Here is a 26,265-nt window from a genome sequence, read left to right on the forward strand (position 1 = left end):
CCTACTTTAACAGGCTTATTTTAACAAGACCGCCTCTAAAACGTTGATGATTTATTTTCAGTTTGGGCGAATATCTAAACAAAAAAAGAGCGACCGAAGTCGCTCTTTTTATTTTATCTTTGATTAGCCCATTGCTGGTAATGGTGGTGGTGTAGATGGACCATCTTTCGGTGGTTCAAATGCAGCCACTGGATTATCAGCAACATAAACTTTAGGTGGTTGCGGTTCACGACCTTCCATGATGTCACGGATCTGATCACGATCGATTGTTTCCCAATCCATCAACGCTTTCACCATTGCATGCGCGATATCTTTGTTATTTTCCAAGATGTCGCGTGCAACTTTATATTGTTGATCCAAGATACGACGAACTTCTTCATCTACTTTTTGTTGCGTAGCTTCAGAAATGGTACGGCTACCTACATTACCGAAAAAACCATTTTGGTTTTCATCTTCATAAACCATTACACCAAGCGCATCAGACATACCATATTTGGTCACCATTGCACGTGCCATTTTAGTTGCACGTTCAAAGTCGTTAGATGCACCAGTCGACATTTGGTTAATGAACACTTCTTCTGCAATACGACCACCAAACAAGATTGAAAGTTCATTCAACATCTTATCTTTATAGTGGCTGGTCTGATCTTGCTCAGGAAGCTGCCAAGTCACACCCAATGCCCAACCGCGTGGCATGATCGTTACCTTATGCACAGGATCTGTACCCGGTAAAATTTCAGCAACAATCGCATGTCCTGCTTCATGGTAAGCCGTTGCACGACGCTCTTCTTCACGAATCACCATCGATTTACGTTCAGGACCCATGTAGATCTTGTCTTTCGCATCTTCAAAGTCATGCATATCCACCGTATTTTTATTACGGCGAGCAGCAAACAATGCAGCTTCATTAACTAAGTTTGCAAGTTGCGCACCTGAGAATCCTGGTGTACCACGTGCAAGAACTTTAAGATCTACACCTGTAACAGAAGGAAGTTTCTTCAAATGAACATTCAAGATTTGCTCACGACCACGGATGTCTGGTAGACCAACCATCACTTGACGGTCAAAACGACCTGGACGAAGCAATGCTTTATCCAATACATCAACACGGTTGGTTGCAGCAATAACGATCACGCCTTCATTGCCTTCAAAACCATCCATTTCAACAAGCATCTGGTTCAGGGTCTGTTCACGCTCATCATGACCACCGCCTGTACCCGAACCACGATGACGACCAACTGCATCAATCTCATCAATAAAGATGATACATGGCGCATGGCGTTTTGCTTGTTCGAACATATCACGGACACGAGACGCACCAACACCGACAAACATTTCTACGAAGTCAGAACCAGAGATACTAAAGAATGGAACCTTAGCCTCACCAGCAATGGCTTTCGCCAATAACGTTTTACCAGTACCTGGAGGACCAACCATAAGTACACCACGTGGAATGGTTGCACCAAGGCGTTTGAATTTAGCAGGGTCTTTTAAGAAATCAACGATTTCAACCACTTCTTGTTTTGCTTCGTCACAGCCTGCAACATCACTAAATGTTAACTTGATTTGATCTTCAGATAACATTTTTGCTTTTGACTTACCAAAACTCATAGGACCGTTTTTGCCACCTGCACCACCGCCCATATTACGCATGAAGAACATGAATAATAAGATGATGAGCAATACAGGGAAACTCGCAATGAGAAGTTGCATCAAAATGCCTTGACGTTGTGGCGCTGTGCCTTCAACAACTACATTTTGTTTATTCAAGCTTGGTAGCAACTCAGTGTCTTCTACTTGAGGACGAACCGTCTCAAAAGCAGAACCATTGGTTTTTTCACCATTAATATTTAAACCGTCAATTGTGACTTGTTTAATTTGCCCAGCATTCACCGCTGCAACGAAATCAGAATATTTCATCGCTGCAGGCTTATTGCGGTCACTGACGTTGCTAAAAATCAAAATCAGAACACCGAGTATGATGAGCCACAATACGGCATTCTTGAAGTAATCGCTCAAGGCTTTATTCCCATATCAATCTAATTTGATCATACCTAATCTTGGCTGACCTTCACAAAAACAGCAATGAATTTGCGTTGCAAAAAACTTAAAAGGTACAAAATGCACAATTTTTAACAACTTGGCAAGTACACTTTTATTGCAATGCCTTTTTACGACCCTGACCAATCAAAAAAACTTCTTTCGATCGAGCACGTGATGCCGCAGGTTTGGCTGTTTTTAATACATCAAAACTATCGACTACCTGTTTTCGGAATTCATCAAATCCCGTCCCTTGGAACACTTTAACAATAAACTGCCCGTTTGGTCCGAGAACTTTCTGAGCAAAATCCAAAGCCAATTCACATAAGTAAATTTGACGCGGTTGATCAACAGCCCTATTACCTGATGTATTGGGGGCCATATCTGAAATTACAATGTCTACTTGACGTCCATTTAAAATATTTAACAATTTTTCGAAAACTTCTTCTTCACGGAAGTCGCCTTGTAAAAATGTCACATCTGGAAGTGCATCCATTGCGAGGATATCTGAAGCAATAACCAAGCCCTTTGATCCCACCAGTTTACCTGCGATTTGAGACCAACTGCCTGGTGCTGCGCCTAAGTCGACAACCGTCATACCCGGCTTGATCATTTTATATTTTTCTTGGATTTCAAGTAGTTTATATGCGGCACGTGCGCGATAACCTTCCTTTTGTGCTTTTTTGACAAAAGGGTCATCCAAATGCTCTCGCATCCACACACGACTGCTTTTAGACAATTTTTGATTGGTAATGCGTGTTGCCATAACTCACTAAATTTCAAAAAACTTCTGATGAGTCATTGTACGTGAAAATTACTCTCATTACAGTACGGATGTACTTCATTCACACGAAGTTTTACAGATTTTTTTCGATCAACATAATTGGTGATTTTCAGTAATTTTTCACATTTTTGTTTCAAGTGCTTGTCTGCTCAATCTATCTTAGATTCGGGATGCAAGTTATACTAGGTCGTTTTTCCAATCAGGTATTTTTAATGGCGGCTTTATCTATCCATGAACGTAAGCGTTTACGTCAAATTGGCCATGCGCTGAATCCAGTTGTAATGATTGGTGGCCAAGGTCTTACAGAAAACGTCATTGAAGAAACAAATCGTGCGCTGAATGATCACGAGTTGATCAAAGTGAAAATTGCGGGCGAAGACCGTGATGCGCGTGCAGCAGTGATTGACGCGATTGTTGAAGCTACAGGTGCAGAATCTGTACAGAAAATTGGTAAAATTGTTTTGCTCTATAAAAAAGCAGCGAAGCAAAACCAACACCTTTCTAACTTAGTTCGTTTTGCTCATTTAAATAATAAGTAATTACGATGGCAAGTTATGAACTGTCTGCCTTTGATCGCTTTAGTGCCATTACGGTCGTTGGAGCGATTGAACAACAAACGCCAGCAACCCTAAATGTTGGTTTTTGGGTTCGTGACCCAAATCAATTTTTGATTTACCCAGATCAAGTCGCTGCACATCCACGGCAAGACTTTTTATGGGAACAGACGTGCTTTGAGATTTTTGTCGGTGTGAAAGGTGAAGATTTCTATCGTGAAATTAACCTCTCCCCTTCTCAAGCTTGGCAAGTCTATCAATTTGAAGAATATCGCTACCCTGAAAATATGCCGCCAACTGCTGCATATGACATTGAGCTGAATCATTTGCAGCGTACCCATTATGGTTTAAACGTCAGTTTAGATCTGTCTGAATTTATGCAACAACATAAATTGAAATGGTCTGACTTATACCTCGGTTTAAGCATGGTATTAAATACCACACAAGGTATGCATTATTTTGCAATGCAGCACAGTAGTCCTCAAGCTGACTTTCATAATAAACGTGACTGGTTGCATCAGTTCTAATGTTTTGAGTAAAAAAAAAGCGAGAAAAATTCTCGCTTTTTTTTATGCATATAATCTATTAGCTTGCGCGCACTTTATTCCAAGCTTCAACTGCTTGCTCTTTCGTACGTTTAAGGCTCACGACTAAAGTATCTTTATGCTTCACTGAAATTTGACTAATGTCATCTTTCAATTCTTTGCTTACCTTTGTTAAATCTTCAATCAATGCATTTAACTCTGTTTTTAATGCATTTTTTAATTCAAGTAAGTTACCTTGCGATGAATTAAGTTGAGTTTTGATCACTTCAATACGCTCTAAAATGTCTTGTTTAATTTGTACAAGCTGATTTTGAATGTTTTGGTTTAACTCTTTTGCTTCAGTCTCAATTTTTTCTTGAGTTTCAGCTAATGCTTCTTTCACTTGGTCTTGGGTCTCAGCAATAACTTCTTTCGCTTGCTCTTGAGTTTCCGCAATCACTTCTTTTGCCTTCGCTGTTTTTTCTGCAACGACTTCTTTCGCTTTTGCAGTTTTCTCAGCCACGACTTCTTTAACTTCAGCAGTCTTTTCAGCAACCGCTTCTTTTGCTTTCGTGGTTTTTTCAACTACAGCAGTTTTGACTTCTTCAGCAGTTGCAGGTGTCGTTTGATTGTCAGCCATTTTGATTCCCCTCATTATTGATTGTTGATTTTTTGGCTAACTATAAGATAAAACGGCTACACTCCAAACATGGAAAAAATTGTCTAACAATTTGCATAATATCTCATGATAACGATATCTGGATGAGCGATTTTGCAATAGACACCTTTGTCCGCCTGTTTAAAAAGAATTCGATAATTACCGACTTTAATAAATAAAACACATAGACTTTTCACGGACTCATGCGTATAATGCGCTGTTAAGTTACAAGCGAGCAGACTGGAAGGAGGGGCATGTTTTTTTAAAGACGGCCTGCCTTTTTTTATGTCTTCTCGCTTTTTTACAGCCCTATTTTTGTGGTCTTAGTTCAGGAGCTTTGGTTTGAGCACCCCCGCCATTTTAGCCCTCGCAGATGGAACGATCTTTAAAGGAACGTCTATCGGTGCATCGGGTAGTACGACTGGTGAAGTCGTTTTTAACACTGCCATGACTGGTTATCAAGAAATTTTGACCGACCCAAGCTACGCACAACAAATTGTGACGTTGACTTATCCTCATATTGGAAATACTGGCTGTAATAGTGAAGACGTTGAATCAGGTCGCATCCATAAAGTATGGGCGAATGGTTTAATTATTCGTGATCTGCCTTTATTACATAGTAATTTCCGTGCTGAACAATCACTGAGTGAATATTTAGAACAACATAATGTTGTTGCAATTGCTGATATTGATACGCGTAAATTGACTCGTATTCTACGCGACAAAGGTGCACAAAATGGTTGCATCCTTGCTGGCGAAAATATTACAGAAGAAGAAGCAATTGCAAAAGCACGTGCATTTGGTGGTTTAAACGGTCTAGATCTTGCGAAAGAATGCTGTGATCCGACAGGTTTTGAATGGACTGAAGGTTCTTGGACTTTGGGCGAGGGTTTCTCTCAACCAGAATTAAAATTTCATGTTGTTGCATACGATTATGGTGTCAAAACCAACATCTTACGTATGCTTGCAGACCGTGGTTGTAAATTGACTGTTGTTCCTGCACAAACACCTGCTGAAAAAGTGCTCGCACTCAATCCAGATGGCGTATTCTTATCGAATGGTCCAGGTGATCCAGCAGCATGTGATTATGCAATTGAAGCAGTGAAAACCATTGTTGATACAACGAACTTACCTGTATTCGGTATTTGCTTGGGTCACCAAATTTTGGCTCTCGCTTCTGGCGCGAAAACCATGAAAATGAATCATGGTCACCACGGCGCTAACCATCCTGTACAAAACCTTGAGGAAGGTACAGTGATGATTACTTCTCAAAACCACGGCTTTGCTGTTGACGAGAGTACTTTACCTGCAAACTTAAAAGTGACACATCGCTCACTGTTTGATGGTACAAACCAAGGTATTCATCGCACTGACAAACCAGCATTCAGTTTTCAGGGTCACCCTGAAGCCAGCCCTGGTCCACATGACTGTGCCCCATTGTTCGATCATTTCATCGAACTTATCGAAGCAGCTAAGAAGTAATTACGGAGCGAATAATGCCTAAACGTACGGATATTAAAAGCATCTTAATTATTGGTGCTGGTCCTATTGTCATTGGTCAAGCCTGCGAATTTGACTATTCTGGTGCGCAAGCATGTAAAGCGCTTCGTGAAGAAGGTTATCGCGTTATTTTGGTGAACTCTAACCCAGCGACCATTATGACTGACCCTGCAATGGCGGATGCGACCTATATCGAGCCAATCACTTGGCAGACAGTTGCACAAATCATTGAAAAAGAACGTCCAGATGCAGTCCTTCCAACCATGGGTGGTCAAACTGCATTGAACTGTGCCCTTGCGTTAGATGAGCACGGCGTCCTTGAAAAATATAATGTTGAACTAATTGGCGCATCAAAAGACGCGATTGAAAAAGCAGAAGATCGTAAACTGTTTGATATCGCAATGCGTAAAATTGGTTTGGAATGTCCAAAAGCAGCCATTGCAGAAACAATGGAAGAGGCTTTGGCAATCCAAGCAGGTTTTGGCTTCCCAGTCATCATCCGTCCATCATTCACGATGGGTGGTTCAGGTGGTGGTATTGCCTATAACCGCGAAGAATTCCTAGAAATCTGTGAACGTGGTTTCGATCTTTCTCCAACCAAACAATTATTGATTGATGAATCACTCATTGGTTGGAAAGAATACGAGATGGAAGTTGTTCGTGACAAAAACGACAACTGTATCATCGTCTGTGCGATCGAAAACTTTGACCCAATGGGCGTACACACAGGTGACTCAATCACTGTTGCACCTGCACAAACATTGACAGACAAAGAATATCAATTAATGCGTAATGCATCGGTTGCAGTTCTTCGTGAAATCGGTGTAGAGACTGGTGGTTCGAACGTTCAATTCGGTATTAACCCGAAAGATGGTCGTATGGTTGTGATCGAGATGAACCCACGTGTTTCTCGTTCATCTGCACTTGCATCTAAAGCAACAGGTTTCCCGATTGCGAAAATCGCAGCGAAACTTGCAGTAGGTTATACCCTTGATGAATTGAAAAATGACATCACTGGCGGTATTACACCAGCATCTTTCGAACCATCGATTGACTATGTTGTCACTAAGATTCCACGTTTTAACTTCGAAAAATTCCCACAAGCTGAGCCAGTACTAACGACACAGATGAAATCTGTGGGCGAAGTGATGGCAATTGGTCGTAACTTCCAAGAATCAGTACAAAAAGCACTTCGTGGTCTAGAAGTAGGCGTTAGTGGCTTTGATGAAAAAGTTGAAGCTGGTACAGCCAATGCCAAAGACATCATTCTAAAAGAGCTTAAAGTTCCTGGTCCAGAGCGTATCTGGTACGTTGCTGATGCATTCCGTCATGGTTTCTCTTTAGATGACGTATTCGAAGCAACCAAGATCGACCGTTGGTTCTTGATCCAAATCGAAGACATCATCAAAACTGAAGCACAAGTGAAAACATTGGGCTTTGGTGACTTAAACGCTGACAATATCCGTTCATTCAAGCGCAAAGGTTTATCTGACCTTCGTATTGCAGGCTTGATGGGTATTTCACAAAAACAATTCCGTAAACAACGTTGGAACTTGGGTGTATATCCAGTTTACAAACGTGTTGATACCTGTGCAGCCGAGTTTGAATCGGGTACTGCTTACATGTATTCAACTTACGATGAAGAATGTGAAGCAAATCCATCAAACCGTGACAAAATCATGGTGATTGGTGGTGGCCCTAACCGTATTGGTCAAGGGATCGAGTTTGACTACTGCTGTGTACACGCTGCGCTTGCAATGCGTGAAGACGGTTATGAAACGATCATGGTGAACTGTAACCCTGAAACAGTTTCAACAGACTATGACACATCTGACCGTTTATACTTCGAGCCTGTAACACTTGAAGATGTACTTGAAATCGTACGTACCGAGAAGCCTAAAGGCGTGATCGTACAGTATGGTGGTCAAACACCTTTGAAATTGGCACGTGCTTTGGAAGAAGCAGGTACACCTATCATTGGTACATCTCCTGATGCGATTGACCGTGCAGAAGACCGTGAACGTTTCCAACAAATGATTCAACGTCTACAGCTTCGTCAACCAAATAACAGCATTGTAAAATCTGCTGAAGAAGGTATTTCAGAAGCAGCTAAAGTGGGTTATCCACTGGTTGTTCGTCCATCTTATGTATTGGGTGGTCGTGCAATGGAAATCGTGTATAACGAAGAAGAACTTAAACGTTACCTTCGTGAAGCAGTACAAGCGTCGAATGAAGCCCCTGTCCTGCTTGACCGTTTCCTTGACGATGCAACTGAAGTTGACGTGGACTGCGTATCTGACGGTAAAGATGTTGTGATCGGCGGTATCATGCAGCACATTGAACAAGCCGGTATTCACTCAGGTGACTCAGCATGTTCGATTCCTCCGTACTCGCTTTCTCAAGAAGTACAGGATGAGATGCGCCGTCAAACTGTTGCAATGGCAAAAGAGCTTGGCGTAATCGGCTTGATGAACGTTCAGTTTGCTGTTAAAGGCAACGACATTTATGTCCTTGAAGTGAACCCACGTGCATCACGTACCGTTCCTTTCGTATCTAAATGTATTGGTGACTCTTTAGCAAAAGTTGCTGCTCGCTGTATGGCTGGCCAATCTTTGGAATCACAAGGTTTCACCAAAGAAATTATTCCAACACATTTTGCCGTTAAAGAAGCGGTGTTCCCATTCGCTAAATTCCCTGGCGTGGATCCAATGCTTGGGCCTGAGATGAAATCTACAGGTGAAGTAATGGGCGTTGGTAAAACATTTGGTGAAGCATTCTATAAAGCAGTGCTTGGTTCAAATGAACGTTTACCGGGCTTACCAACTGAAGGCGAAGTGAAACATGCATTCTTATCTGTTCGTGAATCAGATAAGAAATACATTGCCGACATTGCAAAACAGTTAATCGCTTATGGCTTTAAGCTTGTTGCAACCAATGGTACACATCGTGTTCTGAAAGAAGCAGGAATTGAATGTGAAGCTGTCAATAAAGTGACCGAAGGTCGCCCACATATTGTTGACCGCTTGAAAAATGGTGAAATTCATCTTATTGTCAACACAACTGAAGGCAAACAAGCTCAGTATGACTCTGCCATGATTCGTCGTGCTGCCCTACAAGGCAAGGTGTATTACACTACGACAATTAACGGTGCAGAAGCAGTTTGCCAAGCATTTGCTGTGAAATTGCCAATGGATGTATACCGCTTGCAAGATTTACAAACTGTAGGTTAATTCTCTACCGATAAAGTCCCGTCACCTTATCGGTGGCGGGCTTTTTCTTTTTTTAATCCTGTATTTTCCCAACCAATTTAGAGGGACTGAAATGCAACGTTATCCTATGACTCCCGAAGGCAAGGTTGCCTTAGAGAAAGAATTACAACAGCTCAAAACAGTTGATCGCCCACGTATTATTCAAGCGATTGCTGAAGCACGTGAGCACGGTGATTTAAAGGAAAATGCTGAATATCATGCTGCGCGTGAACAGCAAGGTTTCTGTGAAGGCCGTATTCAGGATATCGAAGGTAAACTTGGTGCAGTTCAAGAAATTGATGTTAAAACACTCGAGCAAAATGGTCGTGTTGTTTTTGGCGTGACTGTAACGATTGAAAACCTGGATACCGAAGAACGTAAGACTTATAAAATCGTAGGCGATGACGAAGCAGATTTTAAAATCAATAAAATCTCAGTGAACTCACCGATTGCACGTGGTCTTTTAGGTAAAAACGAAGGCGACGAAGCAAAAATTCAAACACCACAAGGTGAAGTTGAATACGAAATCGTAAGTGTTGAATATATCTAATATTCTATATGCAATTAACCCCTCATTTTGAGGGGTTTTTTCTTTGGTAAGCTTTCAAAAAACTTAGCATTTATTTTACTTATCAATGTCTTAATTAAAAATCTATATGATGAAGTTTAAGAAATAAATGACTCTTCTCTATTTCATGCACAAAATAATCTTCCATTCCAACCCTTTGATCAGTCATAAAAACAGCTAGGAAATATACCCAGTCTGTATCATTCATTGCTATTGCCTTATCAATGACCCGTCCAAAAGATCCCTTTAGTATCTGAATATCTATTTCAGCCAAGTATCCATACAAAATCTTAGAACCAGGCCAATTTAGATCCATAAACCCTTCTAATAACTGATCTAAGTGTTCTTCTATGATTCCACGTGGAAGATATGGAATCATCATCGTTAAATTTTCCCATTCAGAACGACTAGATGGCTGAATTAATGTAGAAAAATCTAACTCTTTACTTCTAAATTTTCTTTTAATTTCAAATACTAAATTAATTAAATCATGGATATATAGTTGTTTTTCGCTCATTATTTTTAAAATTGAATTTTCATTTATTGGTTCAATCATTAAACCTCATCCTTTTGTTATAACTCAGATATTATCTATTCATAAATGAATTCAGTTCAATATTTTTATTTTTTCCTTTAAAACCATGGCTTTATAACCAACAACATCGATTAAATTAAATACGCAATATTTACTCAATTACATCTAAAATGAATTTTGACCAATTGATAAGTACATTCATATAGTTCAATACTGAAATTTTTCTAGGTATATGCATTTCAGTCACATGGGCATTTCATGTGAATTCTTCGACCAGCTCTATAGCCATTATTTTTAATACCACCCTGCTCTGTGCCGTTCTAGGCTTTATATTTCCCAATCAAATTCAACGTTTGTTTACTTGGCTTTGGAAATTTTTCTCCAACTAGCACTCTCTCCTGATATAAAAGCTATAATGCCACGGCTTTCTTTTAATATTTTGTCTAGATATGGATCCATTGATCAACTCTCCTGTCAAACATTGGTGTGAGTTCGAATTTATTGCTAAAACGGTAAACAATCCAAATATCCATATCAAAGGCAATTACTCCTATTATTCAGCTTACTGGGATCAGGGTTTTGAACGCTGTGTAGTGCGTTATCTACACGACAAAGCCGCAACGCCTGAAAAACCAATTGATCAATTGCATATTGGCAATTTTGTCTGCTTTGGTGCTGAATGCGTGATTATGATGGGTGGTAATCAACTGCACCGCCCAGACTGGATTTCAACTTTCCCTTTTGATACACGTAGCTTTCAACCCGCGGGTGATACAGTCATTGCCGATGGTTGCTGGATTGGCAGTCGAGCCATGATCATGCAAGGGGTGAAACTGGGTGAAGGTGCAGTCGTGGCAACAGGTGCTGTAGTTACTCAGGATGTTCCACCCTATGCAATTGTTGGCGGTGTCCCAGCCAAAGTCATTAAGTATCGCTTTTCTGAACAAGACATTGAAAAACTGCTTTCTCTAAAGCTTTATGACTTAGATGAAAAGCAGATTTTAAAAATGCGTGAACATTTGCAAACGGATGATGTGGAAGCCCTTATCCAATACTTCGAGAAAAGTTAATCTAACTTTTTATAGATAAATCAGAGTTATACCCATATTCTTTTTTTATAGAAATTTCATGTAATTTAAATAAAATCTTCGCTTAACCATACGCCTATAAATAATAACTATCCCTATAAAAATGCTAGGTTTTATTTATCCTCCAAGAGGTTTACTATAACAATATAGCTTGTAATTTAAACAACTTTTTAAATACTAAATTCAATGCAAAATCATAAGTATAAGGAGTAACTAACATGGCTTATCAAAAAATCTTAGTGGCGATTGATGACTCTGAAATTGCTGCGAATGTCATTCGTGAAGCAGCTCAACTCGCAAAAGCTTTAAACAGTGAAATCACGGTTGCTGAAGTAATGACCTTAGATCCCTATCTTGCCGATGCCTATGTGCGTATGGGACAAAGCAATGATTTGATTGAACGTGTCAGAGGCTATGTTCAAGAGAATCTAAGTAAAGCTGAACAAAAGTTTGAAGAGCATGGGCTTACGGTCGCTACTCAAGTCTTAGAAGGCTTTTCAGTGCATCAGGAAATTATTGGTGCTGCTCAAAATCTGGGTGCAGACCTGATCATTATGGGTTCACATGGACGTACAGGTTTTAAACAGTTTGTACTGGGTAGCGTGGCACAGAAAGTTTTAGCAGAGAGTCATATTCCCGTATTGATTGTGCGTTGATAGATACAATCAGCAAATTTTCAAATCGGCATTTTGAGACAATAGATCAATGAAGTACTGAATATCATCTTGGTTAAATTTTTGTTTTGAGTATTCAAAATTTTTCCATACGATGCGTAAAGGATACTGAATTGGTCTAATCTCATCAGTCAAACAATCTCTTAATGCCATAGAACTCCCCCCCATATAACCTAATACCCCACAAACTTCTTCGCCAATATAGCAATATAAATCTAATTCAGATTCTATATACGCCCCATCCAAAATAATTTCTTTGACAATACGATCATCTATTTGCTCTAGCTGGGCTCTAAGATAAGCAATATCCAACCAGCATTTCTTATCAAAATCACTGAGCGCATACCAATTTTTTTGATCACACTCACCATTTAAATATTTATAAATAAGCTCCTTTCTCTTAAAAAATTTATTTAACTCTGATTCTGTATCTTCTTCATCAAAAGAATAGAAAATAATTAAATCATTATTTTGATATGCGAAATCAAAGGAAAAATATATTTGATCACTCATCTTTTCATGGATGTTCTCTTGATGGCAGCTTAAATAGAGTCCAAAGAGATGATCTTTTTTCGTTCCAGTAAATAATTTCAACGCTTCCATTTCAGCAATTATCTGCTGAGTAAGGCAATCATGAAAAATAATTTTCTCTTGATTATATTGATATTTTTCTACATTTAAACCATAAAGAACGATATCTAATTCATTTTCATCATCATGTTTTACAAATTCAATTTTCATCTATATTCCACTGGTCAAATAAGCTAATTTAAAAATCAAGGCTGCCAGCCAAATATTTTTAAACTGACCTTACCATTTAACAAATAGATGCCCTCTTGTTCTAACAAATTTTGCTGAACATTTTCGCCTTTCTCATTGATTCGGGTCACGCTAATCTTGCCTTGCGAATTAATCACACGATACCAAGGAATCTCACTGTCTTTATCTAAATGCTTGAGTACATAGCCGACTAGACGTGCGTGTTTAGGCAAACCCGCCAGTTTGGCAATTTGTCCATAACTTGCCACTTTGCCATATGGGATCAGGGCAATCACTTCCAAGATTTGTCGATGTAGTTCATTGGTATCTTGCACAATACAACCTATAAAAATCTGCTAAGATGATCAAAATCATGCGAAAAGCTAGCCACAATAATTAAAACGCAATAACTTGAGAGAACAAAATGCGGTTAAAAATTACTGCCCTGACACTATTATGTCTGATCTTCAGTGCGTCGTGTACTACTCAAAAATCACCTGTAAAAATGCCTCCCTATCAGTATCCATTGGATGCCGATGATTTACCTGTCGTCAATGTCAGTTTTATTGTGACCAGCAACCGCCCTGAAATTAAAGCACTCGATAATAAAACACAAATCTATAAAGAACTGGCGATATTAAATCGATATTTTGTCGATGAAAACAATCAAAAAATCTTTAAGTTTAAAATTCACCGCTACTATTCTTATCAAGACTTTAATAAACGTAAATGTGATCTCGCCAACCAGTTGAATCAACCTACAGCATTGATTCCGGACAACCTTCCAAGTGCAGTCAAAACTTGTTTCCCACGCAGAAAGAGCAAGGAAGTATTATTTATTATTTATGATTCTTATAATGAAAAATTGAAATATGCAGATATCACCAGTTGGGGATTCCGCAACCAAGGTCAACCTTTTATTTTAATTGATTGGGAACGACTGAATTATCAAACCCAAGCAGCCAGCGTACATGAAATGGGGCATGCTTTCGGCTTAGGTCATGTGTGTTCCCCTAAAGCTACTAAAACCACACCGACCAATATTATGAGCAGTTATGACTGCCGTTTGGGCAGTGGTGGCTTACGCAACCTTGGTTTTACCCGCGAGCAGCTCAATATTATGCTCAATAACTATAATCAATACCCTTAAAAATCCAGCTGAATATAGTGACCTAAATGATCCTTCCCTAGTGTGTAAGCAGCTTGGTCAAGTTGACTGGTCAAAGCACATAGTGCTTGTTCAAATTGCACCTCATCGACAGGACGAGGTTGCCAAAAAGTTTCACGATTATGAGTATAAATTGGATAAAACTTTAATCGATTTTGACTTAAATTAAGACGAATAATCCCCCCATAAGGAAGGGCCTGATATTTTTCAAAATTGCCATTACTGTTAAACACGCCATTTCCTATGCCGAAAATGACAGGTTTTTGATGAATAGATCGAATTGGCTGAATGGTATGTGCACCATGCCCAATCACGAGATCAACTCCAATCTGGGTCAGTATCTTGGCAAGTTTTTCTTGCTCTGGATGTATCGATTTAAAATCAACACCCCAATGACAAATGACAATGATCTTATGCTGCGGGTGCTTGACACGATATTGCATGATTTGCTCAAACAAAACCGCATTAATACAAGCCACTCCTGAACTCTTGCCAAGCGCGTAAAAATCATAATCTTGATAAGCTGCTGTTCGATGCCAATAGCCATTAAAAATAGCCACCTTCTGCGCGTCGCTGAGAATTTCCAAGCATTGATGTGCTTGCTGCTGGTCAGTCCCAGCCCCGATAAAATCAATCTCGGCTTGCTCAAGCAGCTCCAAAGTGTGTTTAAGACTTGCGTCACCATAGTCTTTTAAATGATTATTGGCCAAGCACGCTGTATTGATATGAATGCGTTTAAATTCTGCCAAGGTTGGCTCAGACTGCGCACCAAGGATATAGTCTTTTCTTCCCGCTAAAATTGAGTTTTCTTCAAGATTAAAAACCGCCTCTAGATTGGCAATATTAATATCTTCTGGGCTAAAAAATTGTTTGATCCCTTCAAAAGAATGGCTATAACCATAACGTTGCAAAGCATCATCAATACCTTTATTTTTTCGTTTCTCTGTATAAAATTCACCAAAATAAGTATCGCCGATGATATTGACCCACTCACTTTTGGCTTGAATCTGTTTTACAGGCAATGCCCCCTGTTGAAAAGAATGATAATACGGCACTAAATGATCAATACGATGCACATGATCCAATAAGTGAAAAACACCTATGCTCTGATTGATATGTCGATAAGAAAAGTAATAATCTTGCGCTTGATCCGTCAGGTAAAGAACAGCATCCAGCTGTCTACATGTCCATAATGAACGGATTGGAGCAACCTCCTGTCCATTCATATTGAACGTTTTTACAAAGACTTGATTCAATAATTCAATCGGTTGATTAAAGATGGATTCAGCCAAACCATAGAGTTTTTGCAGGGTATTTTTGGTAGCATCATGTTGATGCTGAATATTCAATCCAAACTGCCCTGCTTTAGTGTTGATTTCAATTTGTGCCTGTTGCCAATTTCCAAATAAATGGCAGCCGAGAAGCTGTTGAGTCTCCTGAGTTTGGGTAAAAGTTAAGGCTTGCAATAATTTCAGAATCGAATAGTGATCTTCAAAGACAGGATTCGCTTCCTTGCTTACCGGAACATGATGACTCACCACATCATCGAGTTGCAACGATCCATCGACAACACGTTCTAAACTAAGAAGTAATAAAATCCAATACGAACAATCCCCTGCTATTTCAGTTTGCCAAATGGGATGCTGAAAGTTTTGATTACCAATCTGACTGATGATTTTGATTTCTTGAGGAAGCCCCATTTATTCCTCCTCAGACTTCAGTTTCGAAGTGCTGAACATAAGCAATATAACCTGAGAGATTATGTTCTTGGTCATCAATCCGTACACGAAAACGATCATGCCGCACATAAAAAGCATTTAAAACTTTATCTGGTCGCGCCATATACATCGCCACTTCAGGATAGAAAAAGCCTGTCCGTTGAAATTCGGTTCGAAACTCAATCAGTCTTTTTAACTCTTCAAATTGTGCTTTTTCAAAAAGCTGATCCAAGCCAAGCACTCGAATCCGACAGACCATTTGATAGGCTGCCATCATCATTTCTAACAATGTGGCATAGGCTGTTTTTCGGTTACGGATAAAAACCATATGTTTTAAATAATTATTCAGTCCAAACTGGAAGTACTTTTCTTCGGGGCAAATTTTTGTCAGTTCATTGGTACAGTAGCTAAGCCAGTGATCATGATAGCGATCATATTTTTGCGTTATAAATCGTTCAAACATCTGTTTGACAGTTTGCAATAATTTTTCGTCTGCATACCATTGATAGAGGCGTAATAAGGCCAACGCGGCTTCGCCATCATAATAAATAATTCGAAACTTTTCTTTTATCTCATAGCTTGGATAATGCAATACATGCGTGGTCTCACCTGTCTCATTGACCATCGACAAAATACCGTTGGCTAAATGCCGAGCATAAGCAAGATAGCGATCATCACCTGTGATGTCTTGATATTTGCTCAACATTAAAATCGCTGCGGCATTGGCACCTAGCTTAATTTCATCTAGCCCTTTAGCTTCATCACCATCCAGCATATATGCCAGTTCTGGCTGTTTTTCGATATAAAAATGCTGTAGTGCATAATCAATTGCAGACTGAATTTTTTCGATCAATCTCTTATCTGGCTGGATAATCAGCGTTTCAAGTAAGGCATAAACTGAAGTGCAATGCCGAACCGTGTTGTAGCTACGAATTTCACGATCATAGGCGGGGAAAAAGCCATAGGCAAAGCGTCCATCCGTTTGTATTTGTCGTGATAGAAATTCGGCATTTGCTTCGATCATTTTTTTGAAATGCTTTTTTTTTGGTTCAAGCAGATAACGTACCCCGTTCGCACTAAACTGGCTGTGCAGAGGAATCAACTGTCGATCCTCATAGATCACAGCTAAGGTATCAAAGGTCCATACCTGTTGAAGGTCTGCAATTTTTATCGTGCAAGACTGATTCGGATATTTTCTTAAAAGACTGCTATTTAAGTTTCTCTCATCAAAAAAGTTAGGTGTGTTATAGCTGAGTGCCCGAATAATTGCCTTGCCGTATAGCTCCTGCTCCAAAAAACAGTGCTTAAAATCAGCATCGAAACTGATCCCTTTACGGTAATGATTATTATGCAATTGGTTCTTTAAAATTTGTTCGATGTCAGACCATTTTTCTTGCTGGATATTAAAAGCGACATCAATTTTAATCAATGTTGTAAACGCTGGTTGCAGAGTAAATTGATGCACGAGGAAATCAAAGAATTCCTGTTGACTGCTAGAAAGGTCTGAACAAGATGAGTTCCACACTTGGCAACGTTGTGTCTGTTCTCCATAGGAACAAAAGATCACAGCATTAGACACATCAATGTGCTGCTGAACCTGCTTAAAAAAATGATCACTGAGTTGTTGCTTGAATTGCTCGAGTGCTGAAATCGTTGTAATGGTCATATATTCAATTTTTAGAATTTTTAAGCGTTTTAAACACGATACCACATATTTTTATAATCTTCGCAAAATGAAAAAGAGAACCCGAAGGTTCTCTTTTTATGTTAAGGCTTTTAGATTAGTAATGAATTTGATGGTTATTTAATAACTCATTCAAAGTAGTAGTCACACCATCTAATGTAATCAGATCAGTATAATTACTCACTCCAATTAAATTCGCACCATTACGGTCAATGCCAATTACCGTATTACCACCTACGTTAGTTACACGTAGATATTCAGCGATATTACCATCTGTTTGATCTCCATCTAAAAGATGACGGATATCAATTTTATCTGCTTGATCATTATAGTTAGCAGCATGAGTTTCAGTGTTTCCGACGACGAAGCCTGTCCAATGATCAGCGCCGTTGCCACCTGTATTTGCTCCATTACCCGCTGTTGCCGCAGTACCATTCAGTATTTGATAAATTAGGGTATCTGAGCCACTGCCGACAATTGCACTAGTAAATGTATCGTTGCCACTAGTACTCGAATAAAGCAAGTTGTAATCAGGATGTGTCAAGTTAATATTCAGAGTTGAAGTCGACTCAACACCAGTTGCCGAAATGATTTTGTAATCAATACTGTCTGTAGATGTTAAATGTGTTGTTACATTGACATCATTTGGACGATATTCATACTCACCATTGGACTGCATGATTAACACACCATTACCCGTATTAATCGATTGACCTACAGCATCTACATATGAACCTGAAACACTGTTCCATACTTGAAGTTTATAACCTTCATGAGATAACAGTCCTGTATCTGCAACCCCACCAATCGTATCACCAAGCAGTACATTACCGTTGATCCAATCTGAACTATATTGGTTCAAATGAACTGTGGTTGTTGTAACACTGGTGTCTAATGTTGTGGTTCCTACAGATAGACCTTGTAAACCATAATGGACTCGGTATAAACCTGCTGCAAGATTCTCTACAGTATCTTGGAAAGCCACACTTCCGAGTTGAATCGTAGTCAAACTTCCTAAAGCTGTTTGAGACCCTTTATAAACAGTATCAACCCATTGATTTGTTGTTGTATTCCATATTTGGATCACATAACTAATCGTTGGTAGAACACCGAGAAGAGGTTGAACCTTATAAACTGCTGCTAGATCGATACTACCCACTGTTCCAGCTGCGATAGTGAAGCTATTAGAATCGACTGATGTAAAGCCAAGACCATTAATCGTAATATCAGGACTTGCTACATCGACAGCAGCATCTTTAGTATTTGAGAAGTCCGTCGCTGCAGTTACATTATCAGCATTAGCAACAATCTCGATGGTGCCATCATTTGCTGGGTTGGCTGTATCCCAAACCACTTTCACATCTGGTGAACCCACTTGGATATGTAGTTTCGCTGTATCGGTTGCACCAGTCAGAACATCACGCACCGTATAGGTAAACGTATCTACTTTACCAATTGCACTGAGGTCAGTTGTATTTGGCGTGTAGGTATATTGACCATTTGCCGAAATAACCAGCGTACCGTAAGCACCCACAATCGTTGTACTTGTACCAACTGTTTGGACTGGAGCACCCACAATTTCCGAAGTCACTGTGGATACATGCGTTGTCAATGTGATTGAGTCATCAGCCAATACATTACCCGTTGCAACAACCGCTGTATTGGTTGGAGCAACTGTGTAATCAAAGTCATCTTTAACCACACTCATGGTACCCAAGATACCGACACCAACACCGGTATAGACCATGAAGGCACGGTATTCACCTTGACCTAAGTCAGGCACTGTTACACCGATACCACCACTACCTAACAATCCAATGTTGAGTATTCCAGTACTTGAACCACCACTGAGATTATGCCAAGTACCATCTGCCGCTTTCTCTTGTAGAACCACTTTGTAGTCATTAAATAGTGACAGTGAAACAGTTGGGGCGTAAGAGAATGTCACATCCGCTCCATGTCCAGCTGCAATATTAAATTTCACACTTGGTGTACCGAGTAATGAAAGATTCAGATTTTCGGTTAATCCAACCAGTAACAAGTAACTTGCAGAACCGACCGCTACACCAAGTTGGCCATGTGGAACGATATCAATACCGGCAGAAACCACATCATCCAGTGCATCTACAGGTGTCACTGTAATGTCAGCAGGTTGTGAAGGGTCCGTTGGGTTCCAAGTCATATCGACAGCATCACTATCAATATGGAAGTACAAGGTCGCTTGTGAACTATTCAAACCATCAGTCAATGTATAAGTGAATTGATCAACTTGTCCTAAGCCACTTGCATTCGCTGTTGGTTGATAACTGTAGTTACCGTTTGCGTAAATTGATAATGTACCGTGATCACCGACAATCGTTGTAACACCAGTGGCATTCACAGCATGGCTAACGCCATTGAAAATCACACTTGTAATACTACTGAAGCCAGATGCAGTATCAGCATGTCCATTCAAGCCAATGTCATGGATCACATTACCTTCCGCAGCTTGGACGCTGTATCCAGTAATATTGGTCGCATCGAACACATCTTTTTGAACAGAAAGCGTACCAAGCAAGCTGACACCAATACCACCACCTGCATAGGTCATAAAGGCTCTGTATTGTCCTGCGCCCAATCCATCTAATGTGACAGTATTACCACCAAAGGCTGCGAGGCTAAGTAAATCTGCATCGCCTGTACCATGTACAGCTACCCATTGATTCGTTACAGTATCAAATTTTTGAACCACAAGCACATAGTCTGCAAGTAGGCTGGCACTAATCAATGCACTGTAGTTAAACGTTACATCGTTCAGTGTGCTGTCAGTCAGTGTGAAGTTCACACCTGCTGAACCCAATTGGAAATCAAAGTTGTTGGTTAATGATACCAATGCGAGATAACCATGACTGCCTACTGCAATATCATTGCCGATTTGTAGATATTCAGGGTTGATTTCCGCAACCGCAAGATCATCTACCGCAATCACTGGCGCACTATTGCCAATTGTGAAGTCAAGGCTTGCACTTGCAAGGTTGCCGCCAAGTGGATCCGATAAGGTATAAGTGAAGTGATCCACCAGACCAATATTTGCATTGGTATTATTTGGTGTATAGATGTAATCACCATTTGCAAATATTTTCAGTGTTCCGTATTGACCCACAATGGTTGCACCATTGGTGAGATCAACAGTAGTGGTTACACCATTGAACGTTACCGAACCAACCACGGTATAACCTGTGACCGAATCAGCATGTGTACCAACACCTAAACCAGTAATCACGTTTCCTTCTGTCGCAACACCGGTGTAGTCCACTAGTGTTGGGTCATAGACATCCATCGTACCTGACAATGTGCCTAAGATACTCTTACCGTATAGACCGTTATAAGTCATAAATGCACGGTATTGACCTTCTTCCAGACCTTCAATGACAACCCCAGGTGTCGCATTCAAGCCTATACCTAAGATACTAAGATTGAGCAAGGATGCCTCACTACTACCTGTAACAGACTCCCAACGACCTGTGACCGTATTGAATTTTTGGAGCACAAGTTGGTAATCACCCAGTGCACCTTCATTGATTAAACTGCTGTATTTGAAGGTTGCTGTTCCTTGTTCACCCGCAGCCACATTGAAGTTCACTGTGCTGTTCACGAATGGTAAAGGCGCTTGTAAGTTGATACCTGCCAATGAAAGCAATGCAAGATAAGTTGCACTACCCAATGCTCGATCATCATCAATGAGATGAGGTTGAGCGCTGATTCCAGCATTGACTGCATCGTCTGCCGCAATGATGCTGACAGTTGCAGGTTGTGATGGATCAGCCGGCCAATTCATATCGACAACTTTACTATCAAGATGAACATAGAATGTCGCTTGTGAAGTTGTACCAGATACTGGATCTCTTAAGGTATAAGTGAACTCATCCACTTGTCCTAAACCTGCACTTGCAGGGTTTGGTGTATAGGTATAGTCACCATTTGGATAGATTACTAAGGTACCGTGAGCACCTACCACTGTGGTTGGAGAGCCAGTGATGGCAACTCCATTGATTTCACTGATCACACTGTTCGGTGTAGCGATATCAATTGCACCATTGGTATTTGGATCAGAGATCAAGTTACCATGTGCTGCAACAACATCGTATCCAGTCACAACTGCAGGGTTATAAAGTTTGACTTCACCATTTAAGGTTACGCCAATTGCACCACCTACTGCGCCATTGAAAGATAAGAACGCTCTATATTCGCCTTCTGTCAATCCAGCAATTTGAGCTGTTGGGGTTGAACCCAACAAGGTAAGGTTGAGTAATGAACGATCACCTGTACCATTCACCGCTTCCCACTGTCCTGTTACTTCATTATATTTTTGCAGTACAACATTGTAGTTACCAAGTGCTGATACACCAATCAAGCTGTTGAAGCTAAATGTTGCAACCCCTTCTTGTCCAGCTGAGACATCAAAGTCAACTGTGTTCACCGTGAGAAGTTGTAAATCAACTAGATTTCCAACATTCAGTAACACGCCATAGAACGCTGAATCAGTTTCTGTACCCACCAATTGATATTGAGGGTTAATTTCCACTTCAACCAAGTTGTCCGCAGCACGAATCGTATCAAACTCAATGGTCAAATTGGCTTGTGTTGTCGCGCCAGTGACTGAATCAGTTAAGGTATAAGTGAACACATCGTTATGACCGACACCTGAACCATTCGAGAATGGAACATAGGTATAACTACCATCTTGATGGAAAGTAATTGTTCCATAAGTTCCCGTGAAGGTTTCACCATCAGCATCAATCGGATGACCATTCACTGAAGAAACATAAGTGTTTGGTGTGATTTGATCGACTTGACCTGTTGGATCTGGATCAAGAATGACGTTACCTTCGGCATTCCCTACTTCGTATCCACCTGGAATGGTCAAATCATAATCATCCATGGTTGCAGATAACGTACCGAGAACACCAAGTCCTAATAAACCATCGTAAGTCAGGAATCCACGGTATTGACCAGCTTCTAAGCCTTCAAGTACCACACCTGGTACATTTCCGATACCAAGGCCAAGTAAATGTAAGCTGAGAAGTGATGCATCACTATCACCATGGATAGATTCCCATTGATTCGTTGTCGTATTAAATTTCTGTACTACTAATTTATAGTCGGACAATAAACCAACATCGATTAAACCACTATATTGGAATGTCACCGTACCTTCATGATTAGTCGCGACATTGAAGCCAATTGAGTTCCCACCAAGCTGTAAATCAATTCCAGCTAATGAGGTCAATAACAGATATGATGCACTGCCTAAATTCACATCATCTTGAACCAAGGCTGGTTGTGGGCTCAATACCGCATGACCAACGTTGTCGTACGCAATGATCGTACCTGTATTCACGATGTAACTGACATTCGAACTGATTGTTCCAATGTTACCTGCTGCATCTGTTGCTTGAACCGTTACGTTAATAGTTTTATCTATATCTGCAACCAGTTCAGAACCTGCAACCGTTACGCTCCAGATACCACCCGCTTGTACAGTCGTTGAAAGGTTAACACCATTTACATTCACAGTGACTGCATCACCAACATTGTATTCACCAGTTACCGTACCACTGATGGTTTGATTCAGACCTGCTTCGGTTAGATCAATAATATTATCACCAGTGATCGGGTTGATTGTGATTCCCGTTGTTGAAGCATCTGGTGGGGTAATGTCTACAGCATACAATTGCGTATCTACTAGAGTACTGCTATTGCCTGCGGCATCAGTGAATGTTGCTGTTGCTGCAATGGTCTTATCCGCATCTGCCAATAAGTCACTACCAGCGACACTTGCTGTCCACGTACCTGCTACTGCATTTACGATTGCTGTATAAAGAACACCATTGATTAACAAGGTAACCGTTGTACTGGTTGCATCTGTTGGAATACCAGTCAAAGTACCAGTAACTGTGACATTGGCTGCTGCTTCTGTTGCATTGATCACATTATCTGCTGTCACAACATTGATGTTTAAAGCTGCGCCTGTTGTATCTGGCGGAGTAAGATCCACTGCATATACTTGGGTATCAATAATGTTGCTACTGTTACCCGCTGTATCAGTGAATGTTGCTGTTGCTTCAATTGTTTTATCACCATCTGCCACCAGATCACTACCCGCAACACTTGCAGTCCAGTTACCTGTTACAGGATCAACAGTTGCTGTATAGCTGACACCGTTAATCAACAAGGTCACAACAGTCGTTGCTGCATCTGCTGGAATACCTGTCAACGTTCCTGTGATCGTCACATTGGTTGCTGATTCAGCTGCATTCACAACATTGTCTGCTGTTACTGCATCAATATTGATGACTGCACCTGCTGGGTTCGGCGGTGTTATATCGACTGTATACACTTGAGTATCAGTGACACTACTGCTGTTACCCGCTGTATCGGTAAAGGTTGCTGTTGCATCAATGGTGTGATCACTATCTATCAACAAGTCACTACCTACAACACTTGCGGTCCAGTTGCCTGTTGCAGGATCGACAGTTGCCGTGTAGCTGACACCGTTAATCAATAAGGTCACAACAGTCGTTGCTGCATCTGCTGGGATACCAGTCAACGTTCCTGTGATCGTCACTGTAGTTGCGGATTCAGCAGCATTCAAGACATTATCTGCTGTCACCGCATCAATGTTCAATACTGCAGCCGCTGGGTTCGGAGGCGTAATATCCACAGTATACGCTTGGGTATCTGTAATATTGCTACTGTTGCCAGCTGTATCGGTGAAGGTTGCTGTTGCATCAATAGTTGTATCAGCATCTGCCACCAAGTCACTACCTGCAACACTCGCACTCCAATTACCTGTTGCTGGATCAACTGTCGCAGTATAGGTCACGCCATTGATCAACAAGGTCACAACAGTCGTTGCTGCATCTGCTGGGATACCCGTCAAAGTACCTGTGATGGTTACATTAGCTGCTGATTCAGCTGCATTAATGATGTTATCCGCAGTTACTGGAGCAATGTTGAGTATCGCTCCTGCTGGATTTGGTGGAACAAGATCAACTACATAGCTTTGATCCGCAGTTACAGGACCAACACCTGTTACATCTACAGTCACGTTGATGGTGCTGTCTGCATCGGCACTCAAGTCGCTACCTGGAACGCTCACGCTCCACGTACCACCCGCCTGTACTGTAGTATTGTACGCCGTACCATTCACATTCACGGTCACCGCATCACCGACAGTAAAGCTACCAGCAACCGAACCACTAATAGTTTGGTTAACTGCTGCTTCTGCTGCATTGATGACGTTGTCACCAGTAATTGGATCAATCACGACCACTGGGTTTGTAATATCCACGGTATAACTACGGTCTGCAGTTGCATTACCCACGTTGCCTGCTGCATCGGTTGCTGCAATGCTGACGTTAATCACTTTGTCGGCATCAAGTACTAATTGACCGCCAGCAACAGTCACTGCCCATGTACCACCCGCTTGTACGGTGGTGGTCAAGTTAACGCCATTGACGTTCACGGTCACCACATCACCAACGGTGTATTCACCGCTTACGCTACCACTAATGGTTTGGTTCGTACCTGCTTCGGTTGAGTCGACAATATCATTACCAGCAATGATGTCGATTGTGATTGTTGTCGTACCGTTATCTGGTGGTGTGATATCTACGGTATACACTTGGGTATCTGTGATGTTGCTGCTATTGCCTGCGGTATCTGTGAAGGTCGCAGTTGCATCAATAGTCTTATCAGCGTCTGCCAATAAGTCACTACCTGCAACACTTGCACTCCAAGTACCTGCAACCGTATTCACAATCGCAGTGTAAGTCACACCGTTAATCACCAAGGTCACAACAGTCGTTGCTGAATCCGTTGGGATACCGGTTAAGGTTCCTGTGATGCTCACATTACCTGCACCCTCAGTTGCATTCACAACATTGTCTGCAGTCACTGCATCGATGTTCAGTACTGCACCTGCTGGATTCGGAGGCGTAATATCCACTGTATATACTTGCGTATCAGTGATGTTGCTGCTGTTACCCGCGGTATCGGTGAAAGTTGCTGTTGCATCAATGGTTTTATCACCATCTGCCAACAGATCACTACCTGCAACATCGGCTGTCCAGTTACCTGTCGCTGGATCAACTGTCGCTGTATAGCTCACGCCATTGATCAATAAGGTCACAACCGTAGTCGCTGCATCTGCTGGAATACCCGTTAAGGTTCCTGTAATCGTGACATTACCTGCACCTTCAGTTGCATTCACAACGTTGTCTGCAGTCACTGCATCGATGTTCAGTACCGCACCCGCTGGGTTCGGTGGTAGGCTGTCCACCACTTCACTGCCTGGTAATGATGGGTTGCCTGCCGGGTCAGTGGCAATCGCTGTCACCGTACTGCCATCTGGCAAGTTACCTGGGTTTGGTGTGGTCCATACCCCTGTGGTTGGATCTGTTGGTACTTGAACGGTCGTACCATTCGGGAAGGTCACCGTTACGGTTGAACCTGGTTCTGCTGTACCAGTAATTGGATCAGTGCCATTGATTGGATCAATGTCTGGGGCATTCGGCGCAGTCACATCTACGGTATATACTTGTGTATCTGTGATGGTGCTGCTGTTACCCGCGGTATCGGTGAAGGTTGCTTTGGCATCAATGGTTTTATCACCATCCGCCAACAAGTCACTACCTGCAACACTCGCGCTCCAGTTGCCTGTTGCTGGATCAACGGTCGCTGTATAGGTCACGCCATTGATCAACAAGGTCACAGCACTGG

Annotated in this window: 17 protein-coding genes; 8 read left to right on the forward strand and 9 right to left on the reverse strand. The window is 41.1% G+C overall.

The genetic code is table 11. From position 1 onward, the window contains the following. Nucleotides 1–123: 123 nt before the first annotated feature. Nucleotides 124–2,019, reverse strand: a complete 1,896-nt coding sequence (gene ftsH / locus GBI66_RS09980; RefSeq protein WP_151715971.1) for an ATP-dependent zinc metalloprotease FtsH — start codon at nt 2,017–2,019, stop codon at nt 124–126. 136 nt (nt 2,020–2,155) lie between these two features. Then, complete coding sequence (gene rlmE / locus GBI66_RS09985) at nt 2,156–2,806, reverse strand: 23S rRNA (uridine(2552)-2'-O)-methyltransferase RlmE (RefSeq protein WP_005150405.1); 651 nt, start codon at nt 2,804–2,806, stop codon at nt 2,156–2,158. A 230-nt stretch (nt 2,807–3,036) separates the two neighbouring features. Between rlmE and yhbY the strand changes: the two genes are divergently transcribed. Together yhbY and GBI66_RS09995 are read left to right on the forward strand one after the other, a co-directional pair. Continuing rightward, nucleotides 3,037–3,363 carry a ribosome assembly RNA-binding protein YhbY gene (gene yhbY / locus GBI66_RS09990; protein ID WP_005184429.1) on the forward strand — a complete coding sequence of 109 codons (327 nt, stop codon included), beginning with the start codon at nt 3,037–3,039 and terminating at the stop codon, nt 3,361–3,363. A 5-nt stretch (nt 3,364–3,368) separates the two neighbouring features. Next, complete coding sequence (locus GBI66_RS09995) at nt 3,369–3,905, forward strand: DOMON-like domain-containing protein (RefSeq protein WP_005184430.1); 537 nt, start codon at nt 3,369–3,371, stop codon at nt 3,903–3,905. A gap of 58 nt (nt 3,906–3,963) precedes the next feature. On the opposite strand, the gene GBI66_RS10000 is transcribed toward GBI66_RS09995, so the two are convergent. Next, the gene (locus GBI66_RS10000; RefSeq protein WP_005184433.1) at nt 3,964–4,542 is read right to left on the reverse strand and encodes a hypothetical protein; all 579 of its coding nucleotides are present in this window, start codon (nt 4,540–4,542) and stop codon (nt 3,964–3,966) included. 360 nt (nt 4,543–4,902) lie between these two features. On the opposite strand from GBI66_RS10000, the gene carA reads away from it, so the two are divergent. The 3 genes from carA to greA all read left to right on the forward strand — a co-directional run bounded on the left by carA (nt 4,903) and on the right by greA (nt 9,858). Next, the gene (gene carA, locus GBI66_RS10005) at nt 4,903–6,042 is read left to right on the forward strand and encodes a glutamine-hydrolyzing carbamoyl-phosphate synthase small subunit (protein ID WP_005322795.1); all 1,140 of its coding nucleotides are present in this window, start codon (nt 4,903–4,905) and stop codon (nt 6,040–6,042) included. Between the two features lie 14 nt (nt 6,043–6,056). Beyond that, nucleotides 6,057–9,290 carry a carbamoyl-phosphate synthase large subunit gene (carB, locus tag GBI66_RS10010; protein ID WP_004801603.1) on the forward strand — a complete coding sequence of 1,078 codons (3,234 nt, stop codon included), beginning with the start codon at nt 6,057–6,059 and terminating at the stop codon, nt 9,288–9,290. Between the two features lie 91 nt (nt 9,291–9,381). Further along, a complete protein-coding gene (greA, locus tag GBI66_RS10015; protein ID WP_004651928.1) occupies nt 9,382–9,858 on the forward strand; it encodes a transcription elongation factor GreA in 477 nt (158 codons plus the stop codon). A gap of 94 nt (nt 9,859–9,952) precedes the next feature. On the opposite strand, the gene GBI66_RS10020 is transcribed toward greA, so the two are convergent. Continuing rightward, nucleotides 9,953–10,432, reverse strand: a complete 480-nt coding sequence (locus GBI66_RS10020; RefSeq protein ID WP_151715972.1) for a hypothetical protein — start codon at nt 10,430–10,432, stop codon at nt 9,953–9,955. Nucleotides 10,433–10,860: 428 nt separating this feature from the next. On the opposite strand from GBI66_RS10020, the gene GBI66_RS10025 reads away from it, so the two are divergent. Further along, nucleotides 10,861–11,481, forward strand: coding sequence for a CatB-related O-acetyltransferase (locus GBI66_RS10025; protein ID WP_151715973.1), 621 nt, complete (start codon nt 10,861–10,863; stop codon nt 11,479–11,481). A 236-nt stretch (nt 11,482–11,717) separates the two neighbouring features. Continuing rightward, nucleotides 11,718–12,155, forward strand: a complete 438-nt coding sequence (locus GBI66_RS10030; RefSeq protein WP_151715974.1) for a universal stress protein — start codon at nt 11,718–11,720, stop codon at nt 12,153–12,155. A 9-nt stretch (nt 12,156–12,164) separates the two neighbouring features. On the opposite strand, the gene GBI66_RS10035 is transcribed toward GBI66_RS10030, so the two are convergent. Together GBI66_RS10035 and GBI66_RS10040 are read right to left on the reverse strand one after the other, a co-directional pair. Next, nucleotides 12,165–12,914, reverse strand: coding sequence for a barstar (locus GBI66_RS10035; RefSeq protein ID WP_151715975.1), 750 nt, complete (start codon nt 12,912–12,914; stop codon nt 12,165–12,167). 35 nt (nt 12,915–12,949) lie between these two features. Continuing rightward, nucleotides 12,950–13,270: an MGMT family protein gene (locus GBI66_RS10040; RefSeq protein ID WP_151715976.1), complete on the reverse strand. Its 321-nt coding sequence runs from the start codon at nt 13,268–13,270 to the stop codon at nt 12,950–12,952. Between the two features lie 86 nt (nt 13,271–13,356). On the opposite strand from GBI66_RS10040, the gene GBI66_RS10045 reads away from it, so the two are divergent. Next, nucleotides 13,357–14,082: a metalloprotease gene (locus tag GBI66_RS10045; RefSeq protein ID WP_151715977.1), complete on the forward strand. Its 726-nt coding sequence runs from the start codon at nt 13,357–13,359 to the stop codon at nt 14,080–14,082. Here GBI66_RS10045 and GBI66_RS10050 read toward each other — a convergent pair. The 3 genes from GBI66_RS10050 to GBI66_RS10060 form a co-directional block, all read right to left on the reverse strand. Beyond that, a complete protein-coding gene (locus GBI66_RS10050) occupies nt 14,079–15,800 on the reverse strand; it encodes a CapA family protein (protein ID WP_151715978.1) in 1,722 nt (573 codons plus the stop codon). The genes GBI66_RS10045 and GBI66_RS10050 overlap by 4 nt on opposite strands. Nucleotides 15,801–15,810: 10 nt before the next feature. Further along, complete coding sequence (locus GBI66_RS10055; protein ID WP_151715979.1) at nt 15,811–17,484, reverse strand: poly alpha-glucosyltransferase; 1,674 nt, start codon at nt 17,482–17,484, stop codon at nt 15,811–15,813. 115 nt (nt 17,485–17,599) lie between these two features. Then, nucleotides 17,600–26,265 (reverse strand): S-layer family protein (locus GBI66_RS10060; protein WP_151715980.1); only part of this gene is annotated, 8,666 nt, incomplete at its 5' end.

The organism is Acinetobacter sp. TUM15071 (assembly GCF_008980925.1).
GTDB lineage: Bacteria > Pseudomonadota > Gammaproteobacteria > Pseudomonadales > Moraxellaceae > Acinetobacter > Acinetobacter dispersus.

Bases quoted from the DNA above. Each gene is read 5' to 3' on its own strand.
- GBI66_RS10045 (WP_151715977.1), top strand. From the start codon at position 13,357: ATGCGGTTAAAAATTACTGCCCTGACACTATTATGTCTGATCTTCAGT.
- GBI66_RS10035 (WP_151715975.1), bottom strand. From the start codon at position 12,914: ATGAAAATTGAATTTGTAAAACATGATGATGAAAATGAATTAGATATC.
- GBI66_RS10025 (WP_151715973.1), top strand. From the start codon at position 10,861: ATGGATCCATTGATCAACTCTCCTGTCAAACATTGGTGTGAGTTCGAA.
- GBI66_RS10020 (WP_151715972.1), bottom strand. From the start codon at position 10,432: ATGATTGAACCAATAAATGAAAATTCAATTTTAAAAATAATGAGCGAA.
- greA (WP_004651928.1), top strand. From the start codon at position 9,382: ATGCAACGTTATCCTATGACTCCCGAAGGCAAGGTTGCCTTAGAGAAA.
- rlmE (WP_005150405.1), bottom strand. From the start codon at position 2,806: ATGGCAACACGCATTACCAATCAAAAATTGTCTAAAAGCAGTCGTGTG.
- GBI66_RS10030 (WP_151715974.1), top strand. From the start codon at position 11,718: ATGGCTTATCAAAAAATCTTAGTGGCGATTGATGACTCTGAAATTGCT.
- GBI66_RS09995 (WP_005184430.1), top strand. From the start codon at position 3,369: ATGGCAAGTTATGAACTGTCTGCCTTTGATCGCTTTAGTGCCATTACG.
- GBI66_RS10055 (WP_151715979.1), bottom strand. From the start codon at position 17,484: ATGACCATTACAACGATTTCAGCACTCGAGCAATTCAAGCAACAACTC.
- yhbY (WP_005184429.1), top strand. From the start codon at position 3,037: ATGGCGGCTTTATCTATCCATGAACGTAAGCGTTTACGTCAAATTGGC.
- carB (WP_004801603.1), top strand. From the start codon at position 6,057: ATGCCTAAACGTACGGATATTAAAAGCATCTTAATTATTGGTGCTGGT.
- GBI66_RS10050 (WP_151715978.1), bottom strand. From the start codon at position 15,800: ATGGGGCTTCCTCAAGAAATCAAAATCATCAGTCAGATTGGTAATCAA.
- GBI66_RS10000 (WP_005184433.1), bottom strand. From the start codon at position 4,542: ATGGCTGACAATCAAACGACACCTGCAACTGCTGAAGAAGTCAAAACT.